This is a genomic window from Kitasatospora sp. NPDC004799 (assembly GCF_040609095.1).
In the GTDB taxonomy this organism is placed as follows: Bacteria; Actinomycetota; Actinomycetes; order Streptomycetales; family Streptomycetaceae; genus Kitasatospora.
This window is the reverse complement of the sequence record NZ_JBEXJK010000167.1, coordinates 1-16822: the sequence shown is the minus strand read 5'-3', so window position 1 is coordinate 16822 and position 16822 is coordinate 1. Positions and strand designations below refer to the sequence as shown.

10 protein-coding genes are annotated in these 16822 nt (G+C 75.9%); 4 read left to right on the top strand and 6 right to left on the bottom strand.

Annotation, left to right across the window (positions count from 1 at the left end):
• From ABZW03_RS21385 to ABZW03_RS21360, 6 genes are all read right to left on the bottom strand, one after another.
• A partial coding sequence (locus ABZW03_RS21385) for a DUF5682 family protein (RefSeq protein WP_355260413.1) occupies positions 1-3037 on the bottom strand: 3037 nt, incomplete at its 3' end.
• 4 nt (positions 3038-3041) lie between these two features.
• The gene (locus tag ABZW03_RS21380; protein ID WP_355260410.1) at positions 3042-4208 is read right to left on the bottom strand and encodes an AAA family ATPase; all 1167 of its coding nucleotides are present in this window, start codon (positions 4206-4208) and stop codon (positions 3042-3044) included.
• Positions 4205-9286, bottom strand: a complete 5082-nt coding sequence (locus tag ABZW03_RS21375; protein WP_355260407.1) for a hypothetical protein — start codon at positions 9284-9286, stop codon at positions 4205-4207. The genes ABZW03_RS21380 and ABZW03_RS21375 overlap by 4 nt, the downstream gene beginning before the upstream one ends.
• A complete protein-coding gene (locus ABZW03_RS21370; RefSeq protein ID WP_355260415.1) occupies positions 9283-10131 on the bottom strand; it encodes a DUF4132 domain-containing protein in 849 nt (282 codons plus the stop codon). The genes ABZW03_RS21375 and ABZW03_RS21370 overlap by 4 nt, the downstream gene beginning before the upstream one ends.
• Before the next feature lie 199 nt (positions 10132-10330).
• Positions 10331-11113, bottom strand: coding sequence for an ABC transporter ATP-binding protein (locus ABZW03_RS21365; protein ID WP_355260405.1), 783 nt, complete (start codon positions 11111-11113; stop codon positions 10331-10333).
• 26 nt (positions 11114-11139) lie between these two features.
• Positions 11140-12159: an ABC transporter substrate-binding protein gene (locus ABZW03_RS21360; RefSeq protein ID WP_355260402.1), complete on the bottom strand. Its 1020-nt coding sequence runs from the start codon at positions 12157-12159 to the stop codon at positions 11140-11142.
• Between the two features lie 106 nt (positions 12160-12265).
• Between ABZW03_RS21360 and fhuB the strand changes: the two genes are divergently transcribed.
• The 4 genes from fhuB (at position 12266) to ABZW03_RS21340 (ending at position 16673) form a co-directional block, all read left to right on the top strand.
• Entirely contained in the window at positions 12266-14443 is a 2178-nt protein-coding gene (gene fhuB / locus ABZW03_RS21355; protein WP_355260399.1) for a Fe(3+)-hydroxamate ABC transporter permease FhuB, read from the top strand.
• A 19-nt stretch (positions 14444-14462) separates the two neighbouring features.
• A complete protein-coding gene (gene fes / locus ABZW03_RS21350; RefSeq protein ID WP_355260396.1) occupies positions 14463-15587 on the top strand; it encodes an enterochelin esterase in 1125 nt (374 codons plus the stop codon).
• 100 nt (positions 15588-15687) lie between these two features.
• Positions 15688-16470, top strand: coding sequence for a helix-turn-helix transcriptional regulator (locus ABZW03_RS21345; RefSeq protein ID WP_355260393.1), 783 nt, complete (start codon positions 15688-15690; stop codon positions 16468-16470).
• Positions 16467-16673, top strand: a complete 207-nt coding sequence (locus ABZW03_RS21340) for a DUF397 domain-containing protein (protein WP_355260390.1) — start codon at positions 16467-16469, stop codon at positions 16671-16673. Before ABZW03_RS21345 ends, ABZW03_RS21340 begins: the two co-directional genes overlap by 4 nt.
• Positions 16674-16822 lie beyond the last annotated feature (149 nt).

Genomic DNA, 16822 nt, shown 5'->3' with positions numbered 1-16822 from the left:
GTCGCCGCCGCGCACGCCGAGGCGCTGGAGGTGCAGATCCGCACCCTCCGGCTACGCCGGGCGGTGCTGCTCGCGCCGCGAGGTCCGCGCGCACCCAGCCGGCGAGCACGGCGGGGCCGGCCTCCTCGGGCAGGGCGGCGAGCCGGGTGCCCAGGCCCTCCTCGACCAGGGCCAGCAGCCGGTCGCGGGCGGCCGGGCTGAGCGTGTCGAAGCCGCCGCGCAGTGCGGGGAGCCGGTCCAGGAAGGCGTCGTCGGGCAGCGAGGTGACCCGCTCCAGCACCGGTTCCAGTGCCTGCGGCGCGGAGTCGAACAGCCCCTCCGCGGCCGTCAGCAGTCCGACCAGCGCCCGCCCGAGCGCGTGCCGCGCCTGCGGACCGGTCGCGCCGTCCACCCACGAGGCGGCCCGACCGCCCAGCACCTCGGCCGGCTCCTGACCGAGCAGCACCCGCACGGCACCGGCCGCGCCCCGCACCAACGGGCTGCCCTGCTCGGCGAGTTCGGCCAGCACGTACGCCAACCGCACTCCGCCGAGGCGGTCCGCCCGTCGCACCAGCTCCACCAGCGCCCGCGCGTCCTGCGGATCGTCCGACCCGCCCAGCCCCTCCAACTGCCGCACGGCGGCCACGGTGAGCACCTCCCCGGCAGCGAGGAGGGGCCGGCCCGTGGGGCCGGAAGGTCGGCGGGGACCGCTGTCCGCCGACGCGTCGCCGATCGGGACCTGGCGGCCGTCGGCAACCGGCCCGTCGGGCACCGCGTCGCCGACGCCGGGGGTGCGCCCGTCGAGGTGGCCGACGACGGGCAATCCGTCGGCGAGGGCCGGGGCGGCACCGCGAGGAGCGGCGGCCTGGTCGACGGTGGGGCCGTCGGCCGTCGACGCACCCGCCGCGACCGCTCCGGTGCCGTCACTGCGTCCGACGGCCGTCCCCGCATCGCCCGCGCGTCCGGTGCCGCCGGGGGCAGGCTCCGCAAGCACCCTGACCGCTCCGGCCGGGACGGCAGCGCCGGAGGCCGATGCAAATGCCCTGCCAGCTCCTCCCGTTGGGGCCGCAGTGACAGCGGCGACGACACCTCCGGCTCTGCCCACGGCGCTAGCGTCGCCCGCAGCCGAGGCGTTGGACTCCTCGCCCTCAGCGGCCAGGCGGCGACCGGCATGGCTGTCGACAGCACCCGGGGCAGCCGTCACCGTGCCGCCCGAGCCCGGGGCGCAAGCACCGGAAGCCGAGGCAACGAGCCCGCCGGCTCCCCCCGTTGGGGCCGCAGCGCCCCCTGCTCCTTCCACCAGGGCGCCGCCGCCCACCGCGGCGGCCTCCTCCTCCCCTCCCGCCGGGGTGTAGCCGGGGAAGTGGCCCGCGGTCAGGCGGTCGACGAGCGCCAGGGCGTCGAGGAGCTCGGGCAGGGTGGCGGAGGTGGGGAGGACCGTGGTGAGTTGGGTGAGGCGGGTCTCCGCGAGGGCGGGGAGGGCGCAGGAGGCCGCGGCGGTGAGGCCGTCGATGATCTCGCGCGGGGTCGGCTGGTCGGTGAGGTGGGCCCGCAGGGCGCCTTCGGCGGCCTGGGCGGGGGTGACGCCGCGGGTGCTGGCCACGGTGAGCATGGCCGCGGAGGCGGGCGTCCAGTGCAGGCGCCAGCGGGTGCCGAGGGTCTCGGTGCCGCCGGCGCCGGTGGTGGCGACCGGTTCCGCGTAGGGGACCTCGCAGGCGATGAGGCGGTGCAGCAGGATCTCGCGGCGCCGGTCGAGGTCGCTGCGCAGCGGGTCGAGGCGCAGGTCGCGCGGGCCGGGGTCGGCGGGGCCGGGGAGGCCGAGGTCGCCGAGGAGGGTCTCGACGGCGGGGGCCAGCCCGCTGCGCGGCGCGGCGGGGGTGGGGCGGCCGGTGCGGGTTCCGACCTGCACCTGTTCGTGGGCGCGGGCGACGGCCCGGCCGCGGCCGAGCGGCTCGCCCTGGGCGAGGACGGTCTGCACCGCTTCGACGAGTTCCCCGCGGCCGGGGGCGGCGTGGCCGCGCAGCCGGGCGAGGTCGCCGGCCAGGCGGACGATCTCGCGGGCGTCGGCCGGGCCGCTGGGGTGGTCCTGGGTGCGCAGGGCGGCGCAGATCCGGACGGCGGTGGTGGTGAGCGCCTCGGCGAGGCGGTCGGGATCGCCGCCGGCGTCCAGGACGGTGTGCTGCCACTCCGGGTCGCGGATGCCCGCCGGGTACCCGGAGCGGGCGTCGAGCAGCGGGTAGGTGTACGGGATGAGGGACAGGACGTGCCCGGCGTCGTCCGGCTGCGGCGGCTGCTCGCTGGCGAGGGGGCCGTCCAGCAGGGCGGAGGCGTGGAAGGCGCCGACCACGGCGGTGACCCGGCGCCCGCCGGCCGAGGCTGCCTGGATGCGGGCCCGCATCCAGGCCTCGCGGCGCAGGTCGTACGGGTCGACGCCGGGGCCGGTCTCGGCGTCCCGGCGCAGTGCCCAGCCGACCAGCAGGGCGGCGCGCCGGACGGCCTCCGGGGTGGAGCCGGGGGCGGCCGTCTCGACCAGGCGGTCCCACAGGTCCTCGTCGGAGTCCCGGCCGGTGAGGCGGTGGCGCAGCGCGTCGGCGACGCCGGGTGCGTCCGGTCCCCCGTCGGGGCGCCGGCGCGCGTCGGCCCGGACGGCGCCGCGGTGGGCGAGCGGGAGGTCGCAGGCGATGGCCTCCACCCCGTTGCGCCGGGCCCAGCGCAGGGCGGCGAGCTCCGGGGAGAAGTCGGCGAACGGGTAGAAGGCGGGCCCGGCCGCCGCCTCGGGCCCGGCCGGCGCCGCCGCGAGGGCGACCGGGGCCTCGGTCGCCTCGTCGGCGAGCCAGCCGAGCCAGGGCTGGAACTCGGCGGGCAGCTCGACCAGGACGGCGTCCGGCCTGGCCGCGTCGAGCAGCGCGGGGACGACCGCGCTGAGGGACGGCGCGTGGTGGCGCACCCCGATCAGGTGGGGCCCGGGGCGGCCGGCGCCGGAAGCGGCCAGCCGCTCGGCCTCGGCCCGGACCGCCCGGTCCGCATCGTCCGGGCGGGGGATCTCCGCGCTGCTCATCGGATCAGGCCTCCAGTGCCGAGCGGAGGTCCCACAGGGTGCGCCAGGTGGCGGCGCCCTGTTCGGCGCGGCGGCGGACCGGGCCGTCCCAGTAGCCGAGCAGCCGGGCCGCGTCGGACGGCTCGTCCTTGCGGACCACGCCGAGCAGCTGCCCGGGCAGCCGGCCGAGCAGGTCCCCGCCGTCGGGCAGGTAAGCGGCGCTGACGCCGAGCGAGGTCGCGACGGAGACCGCCTCGGCGGTGCTCATCACGGTGGACGGGCGCTCGACGTCCCAGCCTTCGGTGGAGCGGCCGGTGCGCAGGTCCCGGAAGGCGGTGACCAGGGCCTCCAGGACGGCGTCGTCCACCGCGTAGGCGGCGCCGGCCCGGGCCACGGCGGCGGTGGACTGGCGGCGGACCAGGTCGACCTCGGCGGCGAGGCTGCCGATCGGGCCGACCGTCTCGAAGTTGAACCGCCGCTTGAGCGCCGCGGACATCTCGCTGACGCCCTTGTCCCGCAGGTTGGCGGTGGCGATCAGGGTGAAGCCGGCCGCGGCGTGCAGCTGCCCGTCCGGGGTGCCGGCCAGCTCCGGGACGGCGATGCGCCGCTCCGAGAGCAGCGAGACCAGGGCGTCCTGCACCTCGGGCAGGCAGCGGGTGACCTCCTCGACCCGGGCGACCGCGCCGGCGGTCATCGCAGTGAGCACCGGCGAGGGGACGAGGGCCTCGCGGCTGGGCCCCTTGGCCAGCAGCAGGGCGTAGTTCCAGCCGTACTTGAGCTGGTCCTCGGTGGTGCCGGCGGTGCCCTGGACGGTGAGCGCGCTGGTGCCGCAGACGGCGGCGGCGAGCAGCTCGGAGAGCATGGACTTGGCGGTGCCGGGCTCGCCGACGAGCAGCAGGCCGCGCTCCCCGGCGAGGGTGACGACGCAGCGCTCGACCAGGGCGCGCTCGCCGACGAACTTGGGCTCGATGACCAGGCCCTTGCGCCCGGCCTTGAGCTTCTCGCCGCCGCTGCCCATCACGAAGGTGACCACGGCGCGCGGGGTCAGGCGCCAGCCGGGCGGGCGCGGGCCGCTGTCGTGGGCGGCCAGGAACTCCAGTTCGGCGGCGTACTTCTCCTCGGGCGGGACGGTCTGCCGGTCCGCGGCGGCGACGGCGGCGGTCGCGCCGGTGGTGGTCTCGGTGGCGGTCATCGGCGGGCCTTCCTGCGCTTGCTGGTCTGGAGCTCTTCGTAACCGGGGGTGTCGCCGTCGACGGTCCGCTGCCAGGCCCGGGCGAACAGCTCGGGGACGGGCACCGGGACCAGCGCGGGCCGGTGGGTGGGCAGTTCGTACAGGGCGGCCTTCCAGGTCTCGGCCGGCAGGGCGGGCGCCTTGGCCTCCTGCCAGCCGCCGGGCAGGAAGAGGCTGCGGCCGGCCCGGGCGCGCTTGGCCTCCAGCACCAGGTCGGTGGCGGCGAGTTCGGCGCGGGCCTTCTTCAGCCGGGCGGGCTTCCAGCCCGTCCAGCGGGCGGCGTTGCGGTCGGTCGGGTCGGGCAGGGCGAGCAGCTGGAGGTAGAGCGCGGTCGCGTCCTCCCCCAGGCCGTGGGTGCAGGACACCTCGGCAACCAGCTCGGGGACGGACAGCTGCGGGTTCTGCAGCCAGGCCGGGCCCTCGCCGACGGCCGGCACCGCGGCGGCGGAGGCGGCCAGCCGCTGCGGCTCGCCGCGCAGCACGGACTCGATGGCCCGCCGTTCGACCGGGAACCAGTAGCTGCTGGCCAGCCCCTCCAGCAGTTCGAGCAGCGGGTCGTCCGGTCCGGTGAGGGCGGCGGGACGCAGCCAGACCCGCTCGGCCTCCTGGTGGTACGGCGTCAGGACGAGCGCCGGTCCGCAGCGGACCAGGCCGTCCCGGTCGGCGCCGCCCTCGGCGGGCAGGCCGAAGTGGGTGCGCAGGACGGCGGAGAGCGAGGAGCCCTTGGCGGTGCGCATCAGGTCGAGGTCGAGCAGCAGCTCCGGATCGGCCAGGCGGTCGCGCAGCGCGTCGGCGGCCGTGGGCAGCAGCGGACGCAGCGGGCTGTCGGCGGGCAGGTGGTAGGCGAGCCACCGCAGCGCGGCGATGGTGGAACTCAGTGCGCCGGTGTCGGGGACGGCGGAGGCGTCCTCGGGGAGCAGCCGCGGGCCCGCCCCGCCCTCCTCGGTGAACCGGAAGCCGGTGCGGCCGGTCAGCCACGGGGTGCGGACGGGGTTGAGCACCGCCTCGACCGTGTCGATGGAGACGCCCTGGACGGTGGCCAGCGCCTCCTCGGGGAGGGTGACGAGCCGCCCGAAGCGCCGGTTCCACTCCTCGGCTCCGGCGGCGAGGTCCGGCCCGTCGGTCCACAGGGTCTTCGGGTCGGCGGGCAGCAGGGCGCCCCAGACGGCGGCGAGGCCGTCGTGGTCGTGTCGGCGCAGCCAGGCCCGGGCGGCCTTGAAGTCGGCTGCCTTGAGGCCGAGTTCGGCGGGCACGGCGACGTCCGCCCAGTACAGCAGGCCGGACGGCGGGCTGAGCAGCAGGGCGGAGCGGGCGGCTCCGATGCCGGTGAGCCCGCTGAAGGCCTCGGCCCCGGCCCGGTCGCACGGGACGGCCCCGCGCAGCGCGGCGACCCGGCAGAACCTGGCGGCCCAGGCGGCGTCGACCAGCTCCTCGGTGCCGCGCTCCTCGACCGTGGTGAAGTGGGCGACGGGCCCGAACTCCCCGCTCGGGTCGTGGTCGACGGCGAGCCAGTGCGCGGTGCCGTCGGTGAACTGCCGCCGGTGGCCGAGGATGACGACGGTGCGCCCGCCGTGCCGGAGCACCTGGCCCTGGCGCTGGGCGACCGGCCGGCCGCTGGTGGCGTTCACGGCCTCCGGGGCCTGCTCGGCGAGGACGACCTCGCGCAGGGTGGCGCCGCGGTCGGCCAGCGGGCCCCTGGTCAGCTCGCCGAGCAGCAGGACCAGCGAGGAACGGTGGGCCGTCTCGGTGAACGGCGAGGCCACCGCGTGGACCAGTGCGTGGACCCGGCCGAGCAGGTGCAGCCAGCCGTGGTGGCCGTCGTCGCCGCGCAGGGCGACCTCGGCGGGGCTGCTCCAGCCCTCGCCGTCCGCGACGGGCGGGGCGGCCAGCACACCGGTGACGGCGCGCAGGTTGTTGAGCACCCACCAGTGGCCGCCGGAGCCCCAGTTGTTGCCGAAGCCGCCGAGCTCGGGCAGCACCGCGCGCACGGCGTCGCGCAGTTCGTGGTCGCGCCCGTGCTCGGGCTGCCACTCGGTGTTCTGCTGCTTGCTCGGGCGCTCGGCCTCCGGCTGGGGGGCGAACCGCGCGACCCGGTCCAGCAGGTCGGCGGCAAGACGGGCGAGCCCGGCGACACCGGCGAGCAGCCGCGGGTGCGCGATGCCGGGCAGGATCGCGCCGACCTCCTCGACGGGCAGGGTGCGCGGGCTGCGCCGGGCGAGCGGCCGGCGCACGCCCTGGACCGTCAGCCAGCACTGCTCGTCCTCGGGGACCGGCTCGGTGTCGGTCGGCCAGGCGGCGTCGATCAGCCGGGCCGCCTGCTCGGCGGTGACGGTGCGCAGCACCTTCGAGCCCGCCTCGTCGCGCGGGCGCAGGGCGTGCCAGTGCGGGTACGGCGGGACGAGCGGGGTGCCGGCGGCGGAGAGTTCGCCGGAGCGGCAGGGACGCAGGTCGACCGTGCGGTCGGCGCCGCCGGCCAGGTCGGGCAGGTTGAGCGAGAAGTGGTCGTCGGCGGTGTGGCTGACCACCGGGGCGGCGGCGCCGGGCAGGGCGAGCCGGCCGACCGGGAAGGAGCCCGTCCGCTGCGCGGCCGCCGGCAGCACGATCCGCCCGCCGTCGGCGGTGAAGGTGGTGACGGCCTTGCCGGGCTCGACCCGGACCCAGTTGCCGAGCACGGTGCCGTCGGTGCCCAGCGGCGTCCCCTCCAGGCCGGGCTGGAGCGGCAGCAGCCAGGTGCTGCGCTGGACGAGCCGGCCGGCCGCGGCGGTGGCGGCGATCACCGGCGGTTCGGCGGTGCGGCCCAGGGTGCCGGTGGCCGGGTCGAGTTCACGCAGTACGGCCTCGCCGCCGGAGGTGCGGCGCGCCGTCCAGTAGCCGGTGCCGTCGCCGAGGACGCGGTACTCCTCGGGCATCCGGGTGTCGCCGGCGTGCAGCGGGCGCTCGCCGGTGGTGCGGCCGCCGCCGGGCAGCTGGAGGGACGGCGCCTCGGGGTCCCGGTCGCGGTAGTAGTAGCCGGCGATGGTCTCGCCCGTCAGCTCGAACTGCTCGTCCGGGCGGCTGGACCAGTACGCGAGCTGCCTGCCGTCCTGGCTCCAGACGACCAGCAGCTCGCCGTCGACCAGGCGCAGCCTGGGCCGGTTGCGCTGGTGCTGCGGCTCGGGCACGCGCAGGGTGTGCTCCAGCACGATGCCCTCCGGGCCGACCACGACGGCCCGGTCGAGGCGGGCGAGGATCAGGTGCGGCCAGGCGTCCTCGATGATCAGGCCGTTCAGGCCGGCGCCGCCCAGGCTGGGGACGGGGTGCCGCGGGGCGTCGTCCGCGGGCGGGTCGGCGAGCTTGCCGAGCGCCTCCTCCAGCGCGGGCCAGCCGAGTTCGTCCAGGATGCCGGCCCGGAGGGCGTCGGTGAGCAGCGCGGCGACGTCGAGGGCGGCGACCCGCTCGGCGACGGCCGGGGCGACCGTCCGGACGGCGGTGCGGTGCTGGCCGAACGAGCGGACCAGGTCGGTGACGCCGGACAGGCCGCGGGCGGCGAACAGCTCCTCGGCGCGTTCCTCGGCCCACTCGGCGAACAGTTCGTTCAGCAGCGGCAGGGCGGGCACCTCGCGCTGGGCGGCCGTCGCCCAGGCGGCCGGGGTGGCGCGGCGCAGCAGCGGCCGGTAGCGCTCGTCGGCGCCGACGGCGGTGAGGGCGGGGCTGTCGGGGCCGCACTGCGCGACCCAGTCCTGCAGCTCGAAGCCGAGGCCCTCCGGCGGGTCGGCCACCGGCACGCCCGCGGTCAGCAGGAGCTCCAGCAGGTCGATCCTGGTCCGGCTGGCGCGGATGCCGGTGTGGAGGTCCACCGGGACGGCGTCGGCCTTCAGCCGCTCGACCATCCGGCCGGCCAGTGCGAGGGTGTCCGGGCAGCTGGGCCGCCGGCTGCGCCAGCCGCGGCCGTGGTGGTGGCACCAGCGCTGGAGCCAGGCGGCGGCGGGCTCGGCGCCCTCGGCGCGGGGGCCGGTGAGCAGCTCCTCGGCGCCGGTCTCGGTGAGGACCGCCAGCCAGGCGGTGTCGTGCGGGACCGGGTCGGCGGAGGCCGGGTCGGGCAGCAGCTCCAGCAGCCGGGCGCGCACGGCGGCGTCGCTCCGGCCGAGCTCGACCAGCACGCCGTGCCAGGACTTCCAGAACGCGGCGGGTGCCCGGTTGACCGCCGGCGAGTCCAGCAGTTCGGCGAGCAGCGCCCGTTCGTGCTCGGCGCGGTCCAGCCCGGCGGCCCTGATCAGGGCGCGGGCGTCCTCGGCGACCCCGGCGTACGGGGCCATGCCGGCCGCGGATCGCTCGGTGCACAGCTGGCGGAAGCGCTGCCAGGCGGTCAGCGGGTCGAGCCGCTGGGCGAGCTCCTTGACGTACTGGCGCAGCGACTTGACGGTGAGCGCGCCGGCCAGCGCGAACTCCAGGAAGACGGCGCGCAGCCGCTCCTCGTCCACCGTCAGGCCGTGGGTGCACTCGGCCTCGCGGGCCTTGCCGAACCAGGCGGCGGCGTAGGTCTGGTTGCCGTGGCCGAGGAAGATCCGGCCGACCTCCTCGCAGAAGGTGGGCAGGAAGTGCGGGACGGCCCGGCCGAGGCGGGTGGCGAGCTCGTCGAAGCCGTCCTTGGCGGCGCCGGGCTTGGAGGTGGCCTGGCGGGCGAGCCGCTCCATCTCCTTGACCAGGGCGAGCGCGTGGTGGCCGTTGGCCGGGTCGTGGACCAGCGCCCAGGCGGGGAAGCCGAGGGCCTCCTGCCGGACCTGGCCGACCACGGCCGGCGCGGGCTCCGGCGCCAGGCCGAGGAAGTCGAGGGCGAGGTCCTCGGCCGGGCCGAGCGCGCCGGGGACGAGCCGGACGATCCGGCGGCCGTCCAGCGCGGGGTGGGTGTAGCCGCGGGCGGTGAGGACGTCGGCCGCGCTGTCGGGGCGGCCGGCGTCGGCCAGGGTGCCGGGCGGGAGCACGGCTCCGGCGTCGAGCAGCTCCTCGGGCGTGACGGCGGTCGAGGTCGTGGTGGCGGTCGGGTTCGTGGTGGCGGTCATGCGGCGTCCTCCCCCTGGATCGTGCGGCCGGCGTACAGGGCGGCGGCCATCCGCATGCCCTCGGACCAGGCGACCGGTCCGACCTCGGTGAGCGGCAGGGCGCGGCCGTCGGGGCCGGCCCAGCTGAGCGCGCCCGTCTCGCAGGCGTCGTACTCGTAGTAGTCGCCGACCCAGACCCGGGCCTCGACGGTGCGCCCGCCCTCGGTGACCGGCTGGACGGCGGAGCCGCCGCGGACCCGGCAGCCGAGCCGGGTGCAGCGCCCGACCAGCTCGCGCAGCTCGCGGTAGCGGCCGCCGGCGTAGGTGGTGACCTCGGTGCCGGACGGCACCTCCGCGGGCCGGTGCCAGACCTCGCGATAGAGCTGCTGGACGCGCTGGGAGACGCCGAGTTCGACGGCGAACTCCCGCAGCTCGTCGAGGTCCTGGAGCAGGACGGGGTGCGGTATCAGGACCTCGCCGTCGGTGAGGCGCACGGTGTCGCCGTCGAGGTCGACCAGGCCGAGGCCGCGCTCGGCGTCGGCGCCGCGCAGGAAGCCGGCGACGGAGCCGTCCATAGCGGTGACCACGAGGTCCTTCAGGACGCCCTGCCAGGCCTCGTCCGGCCACACGGCGGTGAGCACGGCGGCGGGCACCGGCAGCGAGCGGACCATCCAGCGCTCGACGTCCTCCAGGCAGCCGCGCTCGTGCGTGGCCAGCCACTCGGCGAGCTGCTTGAGCTGGGTGACCACCGGGTCGTCACCGAGCTTCGACGGTACGGACTTGAGGTCGCGGCCCGCCGCGTTGCGGCACACCACCCTGCCCTCCCCGTCGAGCGCGACGCGGTACCCTCCCGCGCCCGTCTCCACCCATGCCACGGCCGTACTCCTCCCACCAGGGAACACCTGTCGATCGCCTGCTGACCAGCGATGCGAGGAACGTAGCGAGGCCCACTGACAACGCGACGGGCGGGGTCAAGACCGGCCCTGACATGCAGAGTTCAAACCACTCGAACGAGTGATCGAAGAGAGGAAAGAACGGGGCGGCTGCCCGGCAGCAGCCGCCCCGTCAGCCCAACGGAGCCCGGGGCACGATCACCGGAGCCCCGTCCCCCGGCGCCGCCAGCACATGGCTGTCGATGTCGTACAGCGCCCGCACCAGCGGCGCGTCCACCACCTCGCGCGGCGGCCCGCAGGCCACCACCGCACCGTCCCGCAGCGCGACCAGCAGGTCCGCGTAGCGGGCCGCCGCCGCGAGGTCGTGCAGCACCATGACCACCGTCCGCCCGCCCGCCGCGACCCGGCGGACCAGCTCCAGCACCTCCACCGCGTGCCCGAGGTCGAGCGCGCTGGTCGGCTCGTCGAGCAGCACCACCGGGGTGTCCTGGGCGAGCACCATGGCCAGCCAGCAGCGCTGGCGCTGGCCGCCGGAGAGCCGGTCCAGCCGGCGGTCGGCGAGGTCCTCCACACCGGTGGCGCGCAGGGCCCCGGCGGTCAGCCGCTCGTCCTCCGCCGACCACTGGCGGAACAGCCCCTGGTGCGGGTGCCGGCCGTAGCGGACCAGTCCGGCGACGGTGACCGCCTCCGGGGCCTGCGGGCTCTGCGGCAGCAGCGCGACCCGGTGGGCGGCCTGGCGCGGGCGCAGCCGCCACACGTCCTCGCCGCCGACCAGGACCCGCCCGCCGTCCGGCCGGTGCAGCCGCGCGACGGACCGCAGCAGGGTGGACTTCCCGCAGCCGTTCGGGCCGACCACGGCCACCACCTGCCCGGCCGGGACGGTGAGGTCGACGCCGCCGAGCACCGGGCGCCCCGGCCCGTAGCCGGCGCTGAGTCCCTGGATCGTCAACTCCATGGCAGCTCCCCCTCGTCGGCGCGCGCTCAGTTGCCGCCGAGCGCCTTGGCGAAGTCGCCGATGACGACGTCCGCGGCGAGCGGGCCGCCCCGGGTGGACCAGACCGAACCGTCCACCGTGACGGTGCGGTTGTTCTTCACCGCACCCAGGTCCTGGTAGGCGGGCTTGGACTGGACGTCCTTGAGCGCGGCCTTGCCGTCGTCGGTGAGGGTGGACAGGAACAGCCAGTCGCCGTCGATCTCGTTGAGCTTCTCCAGGCTGAGCGCCGGGCTGTGCGCGTTGCCGTCCTTGTCCTGCGCGGCCGGGCGGGTCAGGCCCATGTCCAGGGCGACGCCACTGGCGAACTGCTTCTTCTCCATCCAGCTCGGGCCGGTGGGGTTCCAGCGCACGATGGAGACGGCGGCGCCCTTGTTCTTGGTGAGCTCGCCGCCCGCCTTGGCGGCCTTGGCCTCGTAGTCGCCGATCACCTTGTTGGCCTGGTCGAGCTTGTTGACGGCGTTGCCGATGCCCCGGAAAGCGAGCTTCCAGTCGTCGGTGGGCGCCATGGTGACCAGCGTGGAGGGGGTGATCTCGCGCAGCTGCTTGAGCACCTGCTCGTCCTGCATGTCGCCGGCCAGGATCAGGTCCGGCTTGGCGGCGATCACCTTGTCCATCACGGGCTGCAGCAGGTTCCCGACCACCGGGACGCCCTGCACCTTGTCCTTGAGGTAGGCCGGCGGCTCGGCCAGCCCCTGGCCGTTGGTGATGCCGACCGGCTTGACGCCCAGGGCGAGCACCGCGTCCAGGTCCTCCTGGGTGAGGGTGACGATCCGCTTGGGCTCGGCGGGGACCTCGACGGCCTTGCCGGTGGCGTCCTTGACGGTCCGCTTGCCGCCGTCGCCGCCGCCCGCCGCGTCCGCCACCGGGGAGACGGCCGTGGACGAACCCGAGGACGAGGAGCCCGAGGAACCGCAGCCGGTGAGCAGGAGCGCGGCCGCCCCGGTGACGGCCAGCGCCTGGGCCGCACGGCGGCGGACGGGGCTGAGCGGGCGACGGGCGAACGGCATGGGTGCCTCCGGGCAACGGTGGTACGGGAGTTGAGCGACGTCCGGACGGATCGACGGAGCGGGGGTGCCCCACGGACGGGCTCGGCCATTAGGTTAGCCTTACCTTATGACATTGTCGCAAGCCGGCGTCCACAAGGCGCCCCCCGCCACCGCGCCGGACGCGCCGCCCCCGGGCCGACGGGGCCCCCGGGCCGAGGGCGCCCGCCCCACCTGGCCGGCCGTCACGGCGGCCGTGATGCTGCTGCTCGCCCTGGCCGCGCTCTCGCTGTCGGTCGGCGCCGGCGAGGTCGGTCCCGGGCGGGTGCTGGACTACCTGCTGAACCGCGACGGTGCCCGCGCCGACGGCCGGCTCGCCCTGGTCGTCGGCGACCTGCGACTGCCGCGCACCCTCACCGCCCTGCTCGTCGGCGCCGCGCTCGGCGTCGCCGGCGCGCAGTTGCAGTCCGTCACCCGCAACCCGCTGGCCGAGACCGGCCTGCTCGGCGTCAACGCCGGCGCCTCGCTCGGCGTCGTGCTCGGCATCGCGGTGCTCGGCGTGCAGACCTCCTTCGGCTACCTCGCCTTCGCCTTCGGCGGCGCGGTGCTCGCCAGCACCGTGGTGCTGCTGGTCGCCAGCACCCGGGGCGGCGGCTCACCGATGCGGCTGGTGCTGGCCGGCTCCGCCGTCGCCGCGATCTTCCGCGGGCTGACCGACGTGCTGATCGTCAACTCCCCCGAGGCGTACGAGCGGTACCGGGTCTGGGTGCTCGGCTCGCTGGCCGGGGTGGAGGGCTGGACGACGCTGCGCCAGCTCGCCCCGGTGCTCGGCGCCGGGTTCCTGCTCGCCGCCCTCACCACCCGGCCGCTGACCGCGCTCGCGCTCGGCGACGACCTCGCCCGCGGCCTCGGCCACCGGCCCGGCGCCACCCGGGCCGCCGTCGCCGTCGCCGTCACCCTGCTGACCGCCTCGGCCGTCGCGCTGGCCGGGCCGGTCGCTTTCCTCGGGCTGCTCTCCGGCTTCCTCGCCCGCACCGTGGCCGGCCCCCGGGTCGGCCGACTCACCCTGCTCGCCGCGCTGTTCGGCGCCGCCGTGCTGACCGGCTCGGACGTGCTCGCCCGGGTGGTGGCCCGGCCCTTCGAGGCGCCGGTGTCCGTGATCGTCGCGCTGATCGGCGCCCCGGCGCTGATCGCCATCGTCCGCTCCCGGCGCTCCGCCGCGCTGGCCATGGCCGACCCGGCCGAGTCCGCACCGCCCCCGCGACGGGGCGAACCCGCCCCGCCCAAGCCGGACTTGACGCTGCGGTACGGCACCTGGTCGCTGCTGCTGCCGCGCCGGGCGCTGCTGGCCTCGCTCGGCCTGGCCGCCGCGCTGCTGGCCGCCGTGGTGGTCTCGGCGCACGCCGGGCAGAGCGAACTCGGCCTCGCCCGCACCTTCCAGGCCGTGTTCGGCTACGGCGACCGGCTGGACGTGCTGCTGGTGCAGAAGTTCCGGCTCGGCCGGATCGTCGCCGGACTCGCCGCCGGCGCCGCCCTCGGCCTGGCCGGCTGCCTGACCCAGACCCTCGCCCGCAACCGCCTGGCCACCCCCGAACTCCTCGGCGTCAACGACGGCGCGACGGCCGCCGTGCTGATCTCCGCCAGCGCCGCGGGCACCTTCGGCGCCTGGTGGGCCGGACCGCTCGGCGCGCTGGTCGCCGTCCTGGTCGTCACCCTGGCCTCCGGCGGGCTCGGCGCGCGCGGCTACCGGGTGCTGGTGGTCGGGCTCGCCATGTCGGCGCTCGCCTCGGCCGTCATCCAGGTCGCGATGGCCCGGCGCTCGCTCAACTCGGCCAGTTCGCTGTACATCTGGACCAACGGCAGCCTCAACGGGCGGGACCTCGCCGTCGCCACGCCCGTGCTGATCGGGCTGGCGGTGCTGGTGCCGCTCGCCCTCGTGGTGGCCCGGCGGCTGGCGGTGCTGCGCTTCGACGACAGCGTCGCCTCCGCGCTCGGCGTCGACCCGGGCCGGGTCCGGCTGGCCTGCCTGCTGCTGGCCGTCGCACTGGCCGGGCTGGCGGTCGGCGTCTGCGGGCCGGTCGGTTTCGTGGCCCTGGCCGCACCGGTGATCGCCGGGCGGCTGGCCGGGCCGGCGCGGGTGCCGGTGCTCGGCTCCGCGCTGACCGGCGCGCTGCTCGTCGTGCTCGCCGACACGCTGGGACGCGTGCTGTTCACCGGGGTGGAGATCCCCGTCGGCATCGTCACCACCGTCCTCGGCGGCCCCTTCCTGCTCTGGGTGCTGCTCGGCCGCAAGGGCAGCCCCGCCTAAGCCACTTGGAGTCACTGCTGTGGAAACCCCGCTCGTCGCCCCCGACCCCGACGACCCCGCCTACCGCCTGGTCACCTTCACCCACCCGGACGGGGACTGCGACGGCGTGCTCGCGCTGCTGCACACCGTCACCGACAAGGACCGCCACGCCGGGGACCTGACGCCCCACCTGATGGACCGCCGGGAGGACGGGACCTGGGCGATCACCTACCGGCTGCGCGCGGACCACCGCGCCTCCTACCAGCTGTACCCGTTCCACGGCGAGGCCCCCGGCACCGCGCGCCCCGACTGGCTGCGCGTCCTGGACCACGCCCGGCCCGACCCGTACGACACCGAGCCCCGGCTGCCCGCCCGCGACGGCCGGCACCCCTCCTCGGTGCTCAGCCTGCCCGACGCGCCCGCGCAGCCGTACGTGGCGCGGCGCGACGGGGCGCCACGCGGGCGGACGCTCGCCCGCACGGCGGCCGGACGGCGGGTGGACGTCCACCTCCCGGCCGGGCACCGCGCGGACGGCGGGCCGTACCCGGTCGCGGTACTGCTGGACGGCGAGATGTGGGGCGAGGTGCTGTCCGTCGGCGACACCCTCGACAACCTGACGGCGGACGGTGCGATCCCGCCGACCGTCGCGCTGCTGGTGCACACCATGGGGCCGCAGCGGCCGGACGACCTGAGCTGCAACCCGGCCTTCGTCGACCTCCTCGCCGACCGTCTGCTGCCGTGGGCCGGGGCGGAGTTCGGCGCGACGACCGATCCTGCTACCACCGTGATCGCCGGCCAGAGCGCGGGCGGCCTCACCGCCGCCTACGCGGCCTACCAGCGCCCGGACCGCTTCGGCAACGCGCTGTCCCAGTCCGGCTCCTTCTGGTGGCCCGACGAGACCGAGTTCGACGCGGGCAGCGAGTGGCTGACCCGCCGCTTCGCCGCCGAGGAGCGCCGCCCGGCCCGGTTCTGGATCGAGGTCGGTCTGCAGGAGTGGATGCTCCTCGCCCAGAACCGCCACCTGCGCGACGTACTCACCGCCCGCGGCTACGACCTCGCCTACCGCGAGTTCAACGGCGGCCACGACTACGCCTGCTGGCGCGGCGGCCTGGCGGACGGGCTGGCAAACCTGCTGGGGTCACCCGGGGGGATGGTTTCGGGCTGATCACATACCTCCAGGCCGTCGGGCGTCTAGCGTCGGGAACCCACACCGATTGGCCTGGGGGTACCCAATGACAGCGTCCTCGTCCGCCGCATCGCCGCCGATGTCGTGGAAGTACTGCGGCAACCAGATCAAGCTCTGGCGAACGCGTGCCGGCGTCAGCCGCGAGAACCTGGCGACCGAGGCCGGGTACAGCATCGAGAGCCTACGGTCGATGGAGGCGGGGCGGCGGAAGCCGTCCGTGCACCTGTTGCAGGTGGCGGACGACATGTGCGACGCGAGGGGGATTCTGGCGGCGGGAACGGCCTACCTGAAGCCGGAAGGGCAATCGCACTCCGCCGAGGACTACCTGCGATACGAGGCCGAGGCTGTCGTCATCCATTGGTACGAGACACTGCTCGTCCCAGGTCTTCTGCAGACGGAGGAAACCGCACGAGCGATCCTCAGTGCGAACTGGCCGCCGAGCGATGACGAGACCATCGAGGAGCGCGTCGTCGCGAGGCTCGCACGGCAGGCCCTGTTGAAGACCCAGACCAAGTCGTTCAACTTTCTCATCGGCGAATCCGTGATCCACAATCCGCTCACCACACAAGACGCCCACAAACGTCAGCTCCGGCATTTCCTGACCGTTGGCACGGCACGCCATATCCATGTCCAGGTGGTCCCCGGATCGGGCGCGCACCCGGGCCTCAACGGCCCGTTCATCCTCCTCGAAGATGCCGAGCACCAACGGCTGGCTTACGAGGAAGGGCAGGGAACAGGCCGGTTCCATGCCGATCCCAAACGAGTCAGTATCCTGACTCAGCGCCATGCAAGGCTGCTTCAACGAGCCCTCACTCCCGAGGCCTCGGCCGAGTACATCGGCAAGCTCGCGGAGGAACTATGAGCACCGAACCGGCCTGGTTCAAGTCCAGCCACAGTGGCACCGAGGGCGGCAACTGCGTAGAGGTCGCCCATAACCCGGGCACCGTCCATGTCCGCGATTCCAAGGACAAGAGCGGCCCCCAGCTCACCTTCACGGCCGAGGCCTGGGCGGCCTTCATCGGCTTCGCCCACGGCACCGCCGACGGTGCGGTTCAGTTCCGGTAGGGAACCAGCCGGGCGAGGTCCAGCTCGAAGTCGAACGGCGCGGGAATCCGGATCGGCCGAAATCGTCCCGGGGACGCTGCTTCTGGGCGCGGCGTGGTGGTGGTGCGCCCGGCCGGGGGTTGGTGGGGGGGGGGGAGAAAGGGATATAA